Source organism: Jeotgalibaca sp. PTS2502, from assembly GCF_001975685.1.
Lineage (GTDB): Bacteria > Bacillota > Bacilli > Lactobacillales > Aerococcaceae > Jeotgalibaca > Jeotgalibaca arthritidis.
The window spans coordinates 1,494,927-1,508,110 of record NZ_CP019433.1; the positions used below are offsets into that span (position 1 = coordinate 1,494,927).

General features: G+C 40.2%; 14 protein-coding genes and 1 pseudogene. 5 read left to right on the forward strand and 10 right to left on the reverse strand.

Annotated features, from left to right (window positions below):
* Window positions 1-146 precede the first annotated feature (146 nt).
* Window positions 147-1,175 carry an MFS transporter gene (locus BW721_RS07270; RefSeq protein WP_076767496.1) on the forward strand — a complete coding sequence of 343 codons (1,029 nt, stop codon included), beginning with the start codon at window positions 147-149 and terminating at the stop codon, window positions 1,173-1,175.
* A gap of 102 nt (window positions 1,176-1,277) precedes the next feature.
* Here BW721_RS07270 and BW721_RS07275 read toward each other — a convergent pair whose 3' ends face one another.
* Window positions 1,278-1,538: a DUF6718 family protein gene (locus BW721_RS07275; protein WP_076767498.1), complete on the reverse strand. Its 261-nt coding sequence runs from the start codon at window positions 1,536-1,538 to the stop codon at window positions 1,278-1,280.
* A gap of 18 nt (window positions 1,539-1,556) precedes the next feature.
* On the reverse strand, window positions 1,557-1,886 hold the full coding sequence (locus BW721_RS07280; RefSeq protein ID WP_076767500.1) for a thioredoxin family protein: 330 nt from the start codon (window positions 1,884-1,886) through the stop codon (window positions 1,557-1,559).
* An 87-nt stretch (window positions 1,887-1,973) separates the two neighbouring features.
* Here BW721_RS07280 and BW721_RS07285 point away from each other — a divergent pair, with 87 nt between their 5' ends.
* Window positions 1,974-2,414: a VanZ family protein gene (locus tag BW721_RS07285; RefSeq protein WP_076767502.1), complete on the forward strand. Its 441-nt coding sequence runs from the start codon at window positions 1,974-1,976 to the stop codon at window positions 2,412-2,414.
* A gap of 290 nt (window positions 2,415-2,704) precedes the next feature.
* Here the strand turns inward: BW721_RS07285 and BW721_RS07290 are convergent, their stop codons facing one another.
* The gene (locus BW721_RS07290; protein ID WP_166162209.1) at window positions 2,705-3,394 is read right to left on the reverse strand and encodes a class A sortase; all 690 of its coding nucleotides are present in this window, start codon (window positions 3,392-3,394) and stop codon (window positions 2,705-2,707) included.
* A gap of 102 nt (window positions 3,395-3,496) precedes the next feature.
* On the opposite strand from BW721_RS07290, the gene BW721_RS07295 reads away from it, so the two are divergent.
* Both BW721_RS07295 and BW721_RS07300 read left to right on the forward strand, forming a co-directional pair.
* Complete coding sequence (locus BW721_RS07295) at window positions 3,497-4,180, forward strand: YjjG family noncanonical pyrimidine nucleotidase (RefSeq protein ID WP_076767504.1); 684 nt, start codon at window positions 3,497-3,499, stop codon at window positions 4,178-4,180.
* A 14-nt stretch (window positions 4,181-4,194) separates the two neighbouring features.
* The gene (locus tag BW721_RS07300; RefSeq protein ID WP_076767505.1) at window positions 4,195-4,677 is read left to right on the forward strand and encodes an LURP-one-related/scramblase family protein; all 483 of its coding nucleotides are present in this window, start codon (window positions 4,195-4,197) and stop codon (window positions 4,675-4,677) included.
* Window positions 4,678-4,719: 42 nt separating this feature from the next.
* Here the strand turns inward: BW721_RS07300 and BW721_RS07305 are convergent.
* From BW721_RS07305 to BW721_RS07325, 5 genes and pseudogenes are all read right to left on the reverse strand, one after another.
* Window positions 4,720-5,802 (reverse strand): annotated as a pseudogene (locus tag BW721_RS07305) (glycoside hydrolase family 88/105 protein).
* An 81-nt stretch (window positions 5,803-5,883) separates the two neighbouring features.
* Window positions 5,884-6,288: a hypothetical protein gene (locus BW721_RS07310; RefSeq protein WP_232222906.1), complete on the reverse strand. Its 405-nt coding sequence runs from the start codon at window positions 6,286-6,288 to the stop codon at window positions 5,884-5,886.
* An 89-nt stretch (window positions 6,289-6,377) separates the two neighbouring features.
* Window positions 6,378-7,223 (reverse strand): sugar phosphate isomerase/epimerase family protein, encoded by an 846-nt coding sequence (locus BW721_RS07315; protein ID WP_076767507.1) that lies wholly within the window; start codon window positions 7,221-7,223, stop codon window positions 6,378-6,380.
* A gap of 17 nt (window positions 7,224-7,240) precedes the next feature.
* On the reverse strand, window positions 7,241-7,906 hold the full coding sequence (locus BW721_RS07320; protein ID WP_076767508.1) for a rhamnogalacturonan acetylesterase: 666 nt from the start codon (window positions 7,904-7,906) through the stop codon (window positions 7,241-7,243).
* Between the two features lie 67 nt (window positions 7,907-7,973).
* Window positions 7,974-8,594, reverse strand: coding sequence for a flavin reductase family protein (locus BW721_RS07325; protein WP_076767511.1), 621 nt, complete (start codon window positions 8,592-8,594; stop codon window positions 7,974-7,976).
* Between the two features lie 93 nt (window positions 8,595-8,687).
* Here BW721_RS07325 and BW721_RS07330 point away from each other — a divergent pair, with 93 nt between their 5' ends.
* On the forward strand, window positions 8,688-9,599 hold the full coding sequence (locus BW721_RS07330) for an exonuclease domain-containing protein (RefSeq protein WP_076767513.1): 912 nt from the start codon (window positions 8,688-8,690) through the stop codon (window positions 9,597-9,599).
* 44 nt (window positions 9,600-9,643) lie between these two features.
* Here BW721_RS07330 and BW721_RS07335 read toward each other — a convergent pair whose 3' ends face one another.
* Entirely contained in the window at window positions 9,644-10,723 is a 1,080-nt protein-coding gene (locus BW721_RS07335) for a hypothetical protein (RefSeq protein WP_076767515.1), read from the reverse strand.
* Window positions 10,713-13,175: a PEP/pyruvate-binding domain-containing protein gene (locus BW721_RS07340; protein ID WP_076767517.1), complete on the reverse strand. Its 2,463-nt coding sequence runs from the start codon at window positions 13,173-13,175 to the stop codon at window positions 10,713-10,715. Before BW721_RS07340 ends, BW721_RS07335 begins: the two co-directional genes overlap by 11 nt.
* Window positions 13,176-13,184 lie beyond the last annotated feature (9 nt).

A 13,184-nucleotide genomic window follows, 5' to 3' on the forward strand; every position in this document is an offset into this window, starting at 1 on the left:
ATAAATCATTTTATTCACGTTTAAATGTGGATGAAAAATACATAATTAAATGTTGTTACTATGTCTTTGCTGTTAATGGTTTGTACGGAATGATTATGGGATTTTTGCTTCCTTATATCAGTTAAGCCTACAACTTAAGCGATACTGTGAGCGGCTCATTATTATCTTCTCACTATGTCGGTAACTTATTAGCTAGTTTTTTCGCCGGCGTTTTACCGATTTACCTTGGCCGTAAAAAAGCAGTTATTTTGATGAGTAGCTTTGTTACTGCTGGTTTCTTATTGATGATTACTACCGGTAATCCATTTTTACTATTAGTATCATTCTTCTTTACCGGTTTAAGTCGTGGTAGTATTTCAAATTTCAACAACTCAGTGGTTAATGAAATTTCAAATAGCAGCTCTGCTGCCTTAAGCTTCTTACACTCTATTTTTGCTATCGGTGCTTTACTGGCGCCATACTTAGTGATTGGATCGGTTCGTTTAATCGGTGAAAATGGTTGGCGCCTAGCTGGCGTGGTTATCATCGTCTTAACCGCCCTTTCACTCATTTTCTTCTCTCGTATGAAGCTAACGGAAGCTAGTGCAGAGAAAAAGAAAAAAGTTGTCTCCTATGAATTTATGAAGAAAAAAACATTCTGGTTGTTAGCTGGTTTACTATTCTTCTATTTATGTGGTGAATCAACAATCAATGGTTGGTTAGTTAAATACTTTGTCGATAGTGGTATTTTAACTATTGCTTACTCTCAATTCTTAGCTTCATTGTTATGGATTGGTGTATTGGTGGGTCGTTTAATTGTTTCAGCAATTGGTGAACGCTTTAAACGCATCCATGTCCTTTATGTTTTAGCATTTGCAACAACCTTCTTCTTTATCGTCTTACTTGCTTCACGCAATCAAGTTATGATTACCTTTGCCATTCTTGGACTTGGTCTATCAATGGCGGGGATTTATCCAACAACAATCGCTGCTACTGGTGGCTTTATTAAAGAGTACCCGATGGCAATGGAGATTTTGTTGGTGCTCGGCGGAATTGGTTCCATCGTGATGCCTACTATCACAGGTGCCTTGTCTGATCAATTCGGTATTTTCTACGGAATGGCAGCCATTGGTGTCGCATTAACGATTATGATTCTGTGCGTCTTCTTATACGACCGCGATCAAAGAACCGCTTAATAGACTATCATTACTTCGAGGAACTTCAGCTGCTTTTTTCGCCCTGAAGTTCCTCAAATCAAAAAGGCATCAGAACATTTTGTTGTTCTGATGCCTTTTTCATTATTTCTTTTCTCGTTTTGTTTTTTCTTCTACTACTTTTTCAAAGCTTGCTGCATTATCGACAACCTCTGTCGGCGCATATTCCGGCCAAGCCTCATCGAAAGCCATTTCCGCTTCTTTACTGACAATTAAAAATTCAGCATTGCGCTTGAATGTCGCTTCCAATTGAGGGATGTAGGTTAGAACGTCCACAGCCTCCAAAGGAATTGCGGCGCTACCTTTTTTCTTATAGGTTCTTGCTAATAAAAATTTTTCTACCATAAATCCTCCACTACTTATTTAATAATAGGCTAACCACTGTTCGAATGTCGCTTCTAAGTCTGCCATCACAACAAATCTGGCTTTCCGCAGTTGCTCCTTGCCGTCAATAAATCCTAATATCGCTGGAACCGTAAAAACACTGTACTGTCCAGCTACTGCCGGCAGTCGGTCAGCATCCACAGTTAACAACTTAATCTCAGGAAAAGTCTGCAACAACCTTTGCAATTGAGGCAAAACTGCATGACAAACGCCACAATCCTGTCGCTTGACATAAACAAGTGCAAAACGATTTTCTTTAATAAACCTGGTCACGTCTTCTAATTGGCTTGCTTCTGCTAAAATGGTCATTTTTATGCACTTTTTCCTTTCTTTGAGTTTTGCTTTTATTATAACATGATATAATCAGTCTTAGCATATTTATAAGGAGGTCTGCAAATGCAAATAAAAAAATGGATCAGTTGGGGTTTAGTGCTTGCTTGGATGGCTGTTATCTTCTTATTTTCCGCCCAACCTGGTGACCAGTCAGGTGAATTAAGTGGCTCACTGTTACAGACTATTCTCCATTTTTGGCAGACCCTTTTCCCAAACGGTCAGCCTAATCTCGACATCATCCATTGGGTGATTCGCAAAGGCGCACATTTCGCCGTTTACTTTGTCCTTGGATTTTTAAATATAAATGCCCTTAAAGCGAGTGGCATCCACGGTAAAAAAGCTTGGTTAATAGCGATTTTAATTGCTATTGTCTATGCAATTAGTGATGAGTGGCACCAATCCTTTGTACCCGGTCGAGGACCAGCTGTCAAAGATGTCGTAATCGATACAGTCGGAGCTAGCTTCGCCATTGGACTCTACCAACTCTTATTCCGTCACCGCTAATGTCTATCCATTGCTTCTTTCCTTATTTTTAAGTATCACTTATAAGAAAAGCGGACAAGTCCGCCTTGGGAGCTAGACAGTGATGGCTGAACTTATAATCCCCTAGTCTATGAAAAAGCCAAAACCAATTAGCTTGGCGATTTTATTCATGATCGTCTTTGCTTATCTCGTAATGTCCATTGTCTTTACCTACTCACCACCTGATTTACCGATTTTTATCCCGCCTGCCATGGGGTAAGATGATTAACAATATACAAAACGGACAGCGGAATCTCTCCGCTGTCCATTTCTTATTCTTCAATTAAGTTTAATGCAGCTAATAGCTCCGCCGATGCATCAGCCACAGCAACCGTCTCAACTAAATCACCTTGTCCGACCCATCGCATGGTCAAATCTAGGCTGCAGGTAATCAGCGTAATCATTTTACGACCGGGTACCTCTTCCACCAAATCTACTCGGTCAGGTGTTACCATTTCTAGCCAATTCAATTCATACACATAAATGGTTTCCATATCGGTTATATAAATGGTATCGCCAATTGTCATATAAGGAATATCACTAAACAAGATTTGATTACGGGCATAATTATGACCAGCCAAAGAATAGTTGCCTTGTCCCATACGTTGATCAGCTGCCATCGTTCCTGCACCTGCAACTAAGTTACTTTCTGCTAGTCCCTTTAAAATAGGTAACTGTAACGCAATCGACGGGATGCTTAACCCACCAATAACTGGCAAGTCTTCCCTATTTTGATAACCATTTAAAATATGCTCCCAAGTTAGATTGGCTGTTTGATCAAATTCAAATTCTCCTTCGATCATTTCATTTTCTCGAATGGTTTCTACACTAATCTGATTAAACTGATTGTCATTTGTTACTCGTTTAATTAAAAAATCTTCGAAATAGCCCCGCATTAAAAATGCTAGCCCAACTATAAATAATAAAATAGCAAAGCCGTTTAGCCATTTTTTTGATGTCATTTGCTTCCCCACCATCCCGTTTATTATTACTAGCATAATACCATAATAAATAAGGTATTTAGTGGTAAAATAGAAAAAACACTTCATTTAAAGGAGCCGCCAATGACTTATACGACATTACTTTTTGATATTGATGATACCTTATTAGATTTTAAAGCAGCCGAACACTTTGCTATCTCTAGTCTATTAGAAGAGATGGCCATTGATCCGACTGAAGAAACAATCGCGACTTACTCTCATATCAACCAAGGCTTATGGGAACAATTTGAGCAGGGTTTAATTGCTCGTGATCGCCTATTGGGCAAACGATTCGAAGACTTTTTTTCCCTTCACCAGCTGACCGTTGATGGCAGCGACATGGATCGTCGTTTCCGAGCTAACCTAGAGAAGGGACACTTTCTCATTGAAGGAAGTATCGCTCTCTTAGACCAATTAAAGCAAAGCCACAAACTATACGCCGTCACCAATGGCGTTTCAAAAACCCAGTACCACCGCTTAACTGATTCAGGTTTACTGCCTTATTTTAAAGGGGTCTTTGTATCCGAAGATACAGGCTATCAAAAGCCCATGCCGGAATATTTTGATTATGTATTTGCTAGGATTCCCGATTTTAAGACGGAGGAAACATTAATTATTGGCGATTCCTTGACCTCCGATATTAAAGGCGGACTGTTAGCAGGGATTGATTCGTGTTGGTTTAATCCACAAAGAAAACCATATCCTGCCTCAATCCAGCCTACCTATGAGATTGTCCATTTACAGGATTTACATGCGATTTTAGCTTAAAAGGAGGAACAAAGATGAAATTTTATATGAAACAAAAGGTTTTTTCATGGCGCGACCGCTTTACCATTAAAGATGAGCACGGACGGGATGTTTATTTTGTTGAGGGTGAATTGTTATCTTGGGGTAAAAAGTTATCGGTCACTGACACTAATGGCCATGAAGTCCTATTCATTAAGCAAAACATTTGGAATTGGTTGCCAAATTATTCGCTCTTGATGGGCGGTGAAGAAGTAGCCGTTGTTAAAAAAGAACTGACCTTCTTCAAACCGCGCTATACCATCGATGGTCCGAATTGGGAAGTAGAGGGTCATATTTTTGAACATGACTATAGCATTTACGAGGGCAATCATGCTGTTGCCTCAATTAGTAAAGAATGGCTTACATGGGGCGATTCCTATGAATTGGATGTTGATGAAGAAAATGCCTTGCTAGCATTAGGTGTTATTCTAATTATTGATTGTGTCATGGCAGAAGCTGCTAATTCATCAGCTAATTAAAGCTAAAAAAATAAGTCAGGATGCGCGCATCCTGACTTATTTTTAGTCTTCTAAGTATTCATATACAGCCATTGCTGCTAGTAAGAACGCTCCTACACCGTGTAAATCATCTTCTGATGTTGGGCGACCCACATAATAGTCATATGAGCCAGCTGACGTTCCGATACAAATACCATGAACATGCAAGCCTGCCTCGTCTTCAGTTGTCATATGGTCAAGCAAGCCTTGGAAACTTTCTTGAATAAATACCAACCAACTATCATCAAGAAGCCCCATATCGTAGCCTTTTGCTGCGGCGTAAACAATCATGCTAGATGCAGATGATTCTAAATAATTGCCCCTTTCTTGTCCCTTATCTAATAATTGATACCATACTTTAGCTTCTGGGTCTTGAACGGCTTTAAGTGCTTGTAATAACTTACGATATTGATCAATCAGAATGTGGCGTTTTTCATAACTTTCAGCTAATAATTCAATGACATCTACTAGAGCCATCATATACCAACCAATCGAACGGCCCCAGAAGTTCTGAGAAAGACCTGTTTGTGGGTCAGCCCACTCTTGTTCTCTTTTCTCATCCCAGGCATGGTAGAGCAAGCCCGTTTTCTTATCTAATGTATAGCGGTAGCAGAGTTCAAATTGCTTTACGACATCGTCTAATCCTTCGCCGTCTTTAAAGCGAACAAGCTATTCTGCATAGAATGGCGCTCCCATATACAAACCATCTAGCCACATTTGATAAGGGTAAATTTGCTTATGCCAGAAGCCTCCCTCAGACGTACGTGGCATATGAGCCAACTGGTCAAATAAGCGATCTAAGGCAATTTTATATTTTTCTTCATTGGTTTGCTCATATAAGAAAAATAGAATTTTACCATTATTAATGTGGTCGATGTTCATCGCATCATAATTATAGCGTGCAATAGTGCCATCTTCTTCAATAAAGTAGTTCATATTATCGGCTACATAAGCGATATATTCTGGACGTTCATCGTCCTTCAAGGCTGCTAAAACACCTCGTAAAACAACCCCGTAATCATAAGACCATTTACCGTTGTAGTTATGACTTTCAGCTAAAATAGGATAGCGTTCCAATAGTGTCGTCATTATTTTTGTTGATAGCATCAATATACCCTCCGATTGTAAATTAATAAAAGAGCTTCCCTTCCAATGATTGGAAAGGAAGCCACATTAGATGTTAGTTATTTAGTTGTTTTCAGCGTAGCTAGCTGTAAACTCATCAATAACTGCTTGGCCACCTGTGTTTAGGAATGTTTCAATTGCTGCCTCAAAGTCAGCCATTTCAATGTTACCCATCATATATTTGTAGAAGGCATCTTCGATTCCTTCGCTAAGTGTGCTCCACTCTGCTGTATATGTTTCGGAATCCAATGATTGCGCTGGGTTTGTAATAGCGTAATCAGCATTTTCTGAAATTAATTCATTAGCAAGGTTTGTTAACTCTGAACTAGACTTAAAGACTGTAACAGTTTCTGATGGACGAGAGCTTGAGAATGGTTGAACTTCTTGTTGCCATAATGTATCATCCAAACGTTCATAAACGCCTTCACTGCTAACTTCGTAGTGAACGCCTTCAATACCTTGTATCATCAATGTAAAAGGTGCTATGGTTGGATCGGTTAAAGGTTAATCTGTTTACCCCATGAAAAAAGTCACCTGCTCCCCAGCAGGTGACTTTTTTATAGTTTGTTGTAGATGCCCTGAATAAGAGCAATACTATCAGTTAAATAAGGTTCCGTTGTCGATTCTAGCGAAGTAAAAATATGTGGTTTTTGATACTTAGCATAACGTAAAATAGCCTCGTAATTCATCCACCCATGCCCAACTGGCACGATTTTAATTTTTCCATCTTCAACAATGAAATCTTTAATATGAAGGGCAATAATGTGTTTATCTAATAGTCTAAGTGCTTCACTAATAACGTCTTCTTGGCGCTCGTAATTATCAACAGCCATTAAATTAGCACAATCTAAAATCACTTTAATATTAGGCGAATTTAATTCATCCACCAGTCGTCTTAATAAGGCAGCTGTATGAATCGGATGGTTGATTCCTGCCTCAATCGCTACCGTTACGCCAAATTGTTCAGCTTCTTTAACAATTTCTCTAACTGATTCTAAGGCAATCTGATAGGCTTCTTCTGTAAAGTTATCAGTTGTATAGCCGTTTCCAACTGAACCCGTTTCGGTTGCCACCATAGCGGCACCAAATTCATGAGCCAAATAGATATGACTCTTAAAATCAGCGATCGCTTGTTTTCGAACAGCCAAATCTAACGATGATAAATTCACATAACTTCCCAGTATTGATAATTTAATTCCCTTCTTAGCAAAATGCTGATGAATATGGTTAGCTGTCCCAGGCGTCATCTGTTGAACCGATGGCACACTATGGGGAAAGGATTTTTTAATTGCGAAGTGGGCATGATGAAAGCCATAATCAATCATCTTATCCGTTAATTCTTCGATCGGAAGTTGGCCTAAATCGTGGGCACGAATACCCAGTTGTAAGTCTACTGCTGTCATTGTTCTAACATTCCTCCTTATAAAATTAAATTTAGTTCTTCCGCGATAAGTTCAGCAATCTTTTTGGCACCGTTTACATTCAGATGCGTATTATCACTGATTCCGTCTGGATAGTTGGGGTGAGCGCCAGCTTCTAAATGAAGGTAGAGTGATTTTGACTCGTCCTCACCAAGTTGGCTAATATAGGCTTGTGTTTTTTTAAAGATATCCGCATGAGCTAACTCGAGTTCGCTAGCCAATCCCATTGCTGACCTTGGATACTCGCCCAATATATCAGCATTAACCTGACCGTCTATAAAATCCCGACGTGTAATAGATGATAGAATAATCGGCGTCGCACCTTTTTGACGTGCACGGTCAACATAATGGCGAATATGGTCTTGATAACTACCGTAAGGATCTGCATATCGGCTCGGATCCTCTTTCTTCTGATCATTGTGGCCAAATTGGATAATCAGGTAATCCCCAGCCTTCAACTGATTTTCAACTGCATCAAATAAGCCTTCTGCTAAAAACGACAGCGTGGAACGACCATTCACAGCATGGTTATGGATTTCATAAGAGCCCTCTAAATAATCGGCAATATACTCGCCCCATCCTGTTTCAGGTCGTTTATCGGCTGTCTTTTCTGCAGCAGTTGAATCGCCAATAATATAAATGGCCTGTTGGTTTTCTTGTATCATGAATTCATAATCCCTCCTTTCCTAAACCTTAGCTAAAAAGAGGGATAATGTAAATAATCATCTTCTGTTATTGTGGGCGATCTTTGCGATAAACATCGTCCAACGTTGCATAATAAGGTCCCGCCAAACGCGCTACAGGTTGTAAGGCTTCAACGCTAATGTATTCTTTTTCGACATCAAAGACTTCTTCATCAAAATGGAAATCGGTGACTTCTAAGAAGAAAAAGTCGGTCACAATCTTACCAGCACGGTCTTTGACCGGATGATAATCATAAACGGTTACTTCCATTCTAATTTTAGCTTCTTTAATACCAGGTGTTTTAACACGTGTGCTTGGAATCAAATGGAGGTTGGTGCGATCCAGTTCACTTTCGTTTGCCTTTAAGTTAGCAGCTGTTTCGTTCATCTCATCGACAATATCGGCACTCACAATATGAACAACACCATTTTTATACTTAAGCAAGTTGCGAGCAGAATCCTTAGTTTCGCCATTTTTTCTTAAAATAGCCATTGAAATGAGTGGCATTTCATTGGATACACCACTTGTAAAACTAAATGGCGCCGCATTAACGACTTCACTCTCTTCATCTAATGTCGTAATCCATCCGATGGCACGCGGAATAATGCTTCCGGAAATCATTTTATACATTCGACTATTATCTAGCTCTTCTATTGAATAATGGTGCATGTCACCAGCTCCTGTCTGTTTGAATAATTCTATTATAACAAAATAAAGTGCGGTATAATGGGATTATCACTTATTTAGAAAGAGGGAGATTATTTGGATTTTATCGCACTTGACTTCGAAACTGCCAATAACCGCGGAGACAGTATTTGCTCCATCGGGATGAGTCGCTTTTCAAATGGTAAAGAAGTTGATCGTTACTACCAGTTAATCAATCCCTTGCAGCCGTTTTATTCATCTAATATTGCTGTTCACGGTATTTATCCAGAAGATGTCCACCATGCACCTCGTTTTGATCAAATTTATGATGAGATTCGTGGCTTTATCGGTGACAACCCGCTAGTGGCTCACTATGCCCCGTTTGATGTGAACTGCTTGCAAAAAACAATCGAACGGTATCATTTACCTAAATTAGAAAATGACTATTTTTGTAGTTGTGCCATGGCTAAGCGCTTGCTCGATTTATCAAGTAACAGCCTAGTAAGTGTACTAGCTTATTACGATTTAACCATTGATCACCACCACCATGCTGGTGACGATGCAAAAGCATGCGGCTTAGTTGCCAATCGCCTCTTACGTCCTTATGATGGTGACATCGAGCGTTTTTTAACTGAACATAACTACCAGATGGGAAAACTATTTTCTCACCGTTTCGGGCCTGTTAAAGCAACTAGTCGCCGTCAACCTGCGCCGAAACGCTCACTGATTCAACCAACTAGCCAGTCTTTTGACCCTAGTCATCCTTTTTATAAAAAACATGTGTGCTTTACCGGACGTCTAAAAGGCATTAAGCGTGACGACGCCGCTCAAATTGTTGCCAATGCTGGCGGCTATTTTGACAGCCAACTCAGCTACGAAACCACCTATGTGGTCGTTGCTATGAGTGATTGGCAAAAAATCGGCACCGCATTAGAAAGTCGCAAAATTCAAATGGTACGCGAATTACAGGGCCAAGGCCGAAATATTCATTTATTATCTGAAGATGACTTTCGCTTGCTAATCAAATAGGAGTTGAGACGTTTTGAACGTCCCAACTCCTATTTTGATTTTCATCAGACGTCATCTACTTCCCTCACGTAGTAGGCATAATCACTTTGCCTTTCAACACTACCAAAGACATAGCTTCCCGACACTTTCCCCTCATGAATATAGGACGAGGTCGCTTGAATACGGCGTTTATTGTATTCAGTCATCAAGGCGTAAACCATCGCTGATCCTAATCCTTCATGTCCTTCTTTAACAGCCATATACATCACAATGTAACGACGACTGAAACATTTTATTGCAACTAAGGATAGCAATGTTTTCACCGTCATTTGCTTGCGGTTAAACAGATTGCCATAATCTGGAACTGAAATGATAAAACCCACCATTTCGTCGGCAGAGGTATAAGCCAATTTGACGTACCTTTTCCTTAAGATCAGTTTTAAGTTTGAAAATAAGGAAATGAATTCATCAGGGCTGACTTGCTTGAAAACAGGAAAGTTTTTGAAGCGGTCTTGGATTAATTCGGCAACATCCGCAAAATCTTGATCCAATGTTGCTCGATTTGGACTCTTAATCACGTAGCCTTTTTCTTGAAATTGACGGTAACGTTTCGCATACTTATGCCGCGACATCTGCTCATCGACTGGTGCATAGTGGTTGGAAAAATAGCGGTCAGTCCGTTTAAAGTTATTCGCTTCCCAAAGCTTTTGGTAATAGTCCGGTTGGTAACGTTCTGAAAAGTAAGGTTGGTCGTTGAAATGATTGGTTTTCAAGCGATAGCCCAACCAAAAACTAGCATTCATCGGCCCTTCTAACTGTTTCTTCTGATGCAAGCGACTCTGGTTGACTGCCTCTTCAAAGAGTAAACGAGCAGCTTCTGGATTGTTTTCACTTTCAAAATAACCCAAGTAAGCTGCATCATCGTCCGGATAAATGGACAAGACAGCACGGGCTAGAATGTGGTCATCCTCGACAACCCAAATGGGAATCATTTGAAAGTAGTGACTTAAAGGATGGCTCGTTGTCAGTAACGCCCTTAACTCTGTTTGATTTTCAGTCTGATAGGCGGGTTCATATAAATGAGTTGAAAAAGAAACGAATGCCTCTAGCGTTTTATCCGTTAGAATGGGACAGTTAGCTTTCATTCTGCTCACCCTTTCGCTTCAAAATCGTTACTCGACCCGTATTAGCATCTAATTCCACCTGATCTCCAGTTTTTAATCGTTGGGTAATTTGTTTGATACCAACAACAGCTGGTATATTTAACTCTCTTGAAATAATGGCTGTATGGGAGAGGAGCGACCCTTTTTCAGCGATAATCCCTTTAGCCTGTGTCAGTAAAAAGACCCAGCCCGGATCCGTCATAGTCGTTACTAGAATTTTCCCCATCACACTTTCGGTTACCTCATTGGGGTTGGCAATCACTAACACGTCTCCACTGACTTTCCCACTAGACGTTGCGATGCCTTGGAAATGATTAATCTGCTCATCATCTATCAATGATTGGACCGTTTGAACAGCTTTATTAACAACTTTATCTTGAAACACCAAATAACCGTATGGTGGCAATTGGTCGTAGCCGTTATATCGGTTACGTCGTTCTTCAACGACTACTTTGGCAGATGTTTCTGCTGACAAGGTCATGACTTCGTCCATCGTTAGCCAAAAAATATCTCGAGAATGGTCTAACCAACCTGCTTCCTCTGCAAGTTTCCCCATTCGTAACATCATCGTTCGCACCATACCGTAAATACGGCTGCGGTTTAGACGTGATAGTTCACGGTTTTCAATTCCTAAGCGAGCATGTTTACTCAAATAACGAACCAATCCTTTTTTCCAAAAAGAAGCAGAAAACGTTAAGGATTGATCAGCTTGTTTCGTTTGTCCATGATTAGTTGGGTGCTGGCAGAAGGAAATCAGTTGCTGAATTGCCTTCATCGGATTAGCGCGAAACGTTTCCGTTTCTAGTTTCAATTCTTCTAGCGAGCGGTCGCCATAGCGATTAATATAGTAGGTAAAGTGTTGCGCAAATCCTGTTTGGTCTTTTTCTAAATAAGCTTCTAGCTCATCTACCGAAGTAAGTGCTAGTAAGTCGTCCAAAAGTTGGTGACGCAGAACATATTTCGCTAAGTCCTCCATGGCCCTAACAGGTTCCATACTACTAATGGCCGGTATGCCAGAAAACCACTGATTCCACTGCTCTTCCGATTCCGTACCGCCCCACTTAGATAGAGTCTTTTTCAAGAGAGCAGTATAAACAAAGGCATATAAATCATTGACGAGGGTAATATCCCACTTCATTAAGATGCGCTCGGCTAAGCCGTTATAAAGAGACTTCACCTCATCCATCCCCATTTGATCTGAGTAGTGGGCATTGAAATAATCTTCCACTTGATCAAAGGATTGATTTAAAGCTGCCATCTGACCTGGTGTCGTGAAAAACTCTTTCAGTATGCGGGCAGAAATGCGTAAACTATCAAAGAGGCTCGTTTTTTTCTTGAGATTGGGAGCTAAAATCACTTCTTTTTGCGAAAAACCCATCATTTCCTGCCAAATAGGTAAGACCTGTTGCGGAAAGGGTAGAAATTGAAGCAAGCTATAGAGATGATTCATGTTGTAGTACATGCGACCATTAGTGCTAACCACTAAGGTTGAAAAAGCATCATCATAATCCTCTAGCAGACTGTCTGATTTAGAAAAGCGCCAAGCGACACCTCTAAAAACTTGCTGGTAGGCATACTGAATAAAACTTTCTGTTAATGGCGAACTAATCCCCGGATAACTTTCAACCAAATTACTGTTATTTAAAATAAGCGGCGTTCCCGCTTGGTCTTTTGGTTTTAGTGTCGTAATCGGACGCGATTGAAGATAATAAACCTGACCACCTGAAATGGCAAACTCACAATCCAAATAGCTCTTACTCGTTGTTTGCAACTGCTTTGCCTGTTGAAGCAAACTTGCTAATTCCGCAGCCTCAAGTAACGGTGAGTCTTCGTCTTGTTCATAATAAGATAGACCTTCATCTGCCTTAATATAGTAAGTCGTAACTGGCACAATGCCATCGACGATACCATCTCCCAAACCATTACCAACTACTAAAACTTGTTCATTTAATAAACCATTTGGGTTAGCAGTAAATAAAACACCCGCTTTTTCAGATGCAACCATACCTTGAATAATAACTGCCATTTTCAAATCTGATTGGTCTAACTGGTTATGATCAGCATAATCTTCCACATGTTTTGAACGAGCTGATGCTAAACACTTAGCAATATTTTCAGCCAATTGATCGCGGCTCACATTCAAATACGTATCGAATAAACCGGCAAAAGACAGGTCATGACTATCTTCTTTAACAGCAGAAGAGCGCACTGAAAATAGGTCATAAGCCGGACAGCAGTCATCTAATAGACGACTTAACTGATCGATTTCTTCTTTTGTTAAAGCTGGCTCTAACCGCTCGCTGATTGTTTCGCCACCCGCAACGGATAGGACAATAAAATCGGGAACATTGAGCCCTATTTTTTTCATTTCAGCCAATGCTGTTGCTTTACCCCCTGCATTTTGGAGGGTTAGCTGACTATCCTTCAACCACATGCGACTGTC

What these genes read in the sequence shown, in the direction of transcription:
- BW721_RS07325 (WP_076767511.1), bottom strand. Translation starts at nt 8,594, where the DNA reads ATGCACCATTATTCAATAGAAGAGCTAGATAATAGTCGAATGTATAAA.
- BW721_RS07310 (WP_232222906.1), bottom strand. Translation starts at nt 6,288, where the DNA reads ATGATACAAGGTATTGAAGGCGTTCACTACGAAGTTAGCAGTGAAGGC.
- BW721_RS07290 (WP_166162209.1), bottom strand. Translation starts at nt 3,394, where the DNA reads ATGACATCAAAAAAATGGCTAAACGGCTTTGCTATTTTATTATTTATA.
- BW721_RS07300 (WP_076767505.1), top strand. Translation starts at nt 4,195, where the DNA reads ATGAAATTTTATATGAAACAAAAGGTTTTTTCATGGCGCGACCGCTTT.
- BW721_RS07335 (WP_076767515.1), bottom strand. Translation starts at nt 10,723, where the DNA reads ATGAAAGCTAACTGTCCCATTCTAACGGATAAAACGCTAGAGGCATTC.
- BW721_RS07280 (WP_076767500.1), bottom strand. Translation starts at nt 1,886, where the DNA reads ATGACCATTTTAGCAGAAGCAAGCCAATTAGAAGACGTGACCAGGTTT.
- BW721_RS07295 (WP_076767504.1), top strand. Translation starts at nt 3,497, where the DNA reads ATGACTTATACGACATTACTTTTTGATATTGATGATACCTTATTAGAT.
- BW721_RS07320 (WP_076767508.1), bottom strand. Translation starts at nt 7,906, where the DNA reads ATGATACAAGAAAACCAACAGGCCATTTATATTATTGGCGATTCAACT.
- BW721_RS07315 (WP_076767507.1), bottom strand. Translation starts at nt 7,223, where the DNA reads ATGACAGCAGTAGACTTACAACTGGGTATTCGTGCCCACGATTTAGGC.
- BW721_RS07275 (WP_076767498.1), bottom strand. Translation starts at nt 1,538, where the DNA reads ATGGTAGAAAAATTTTTATTAGCAAGAACCTATAAGAAAAAAGGTAGC.
- BW721_RS07340 (WP_076767517.1), bottom strand. Translation starts at nt 13,175, where the DNA reads ATGTGGTTGAAGGATAGTCAGCTAACCCTCCAAAATGCAGGGGGTAAA.
- BW721_RS07285 (WP_076767502.1), top strand. Translation starts at nt 1,974, where the DNA reads ATGCAAATAAAAAAATGGATCAGTTGGGGTTTAGTGCTTGCTTGGATG.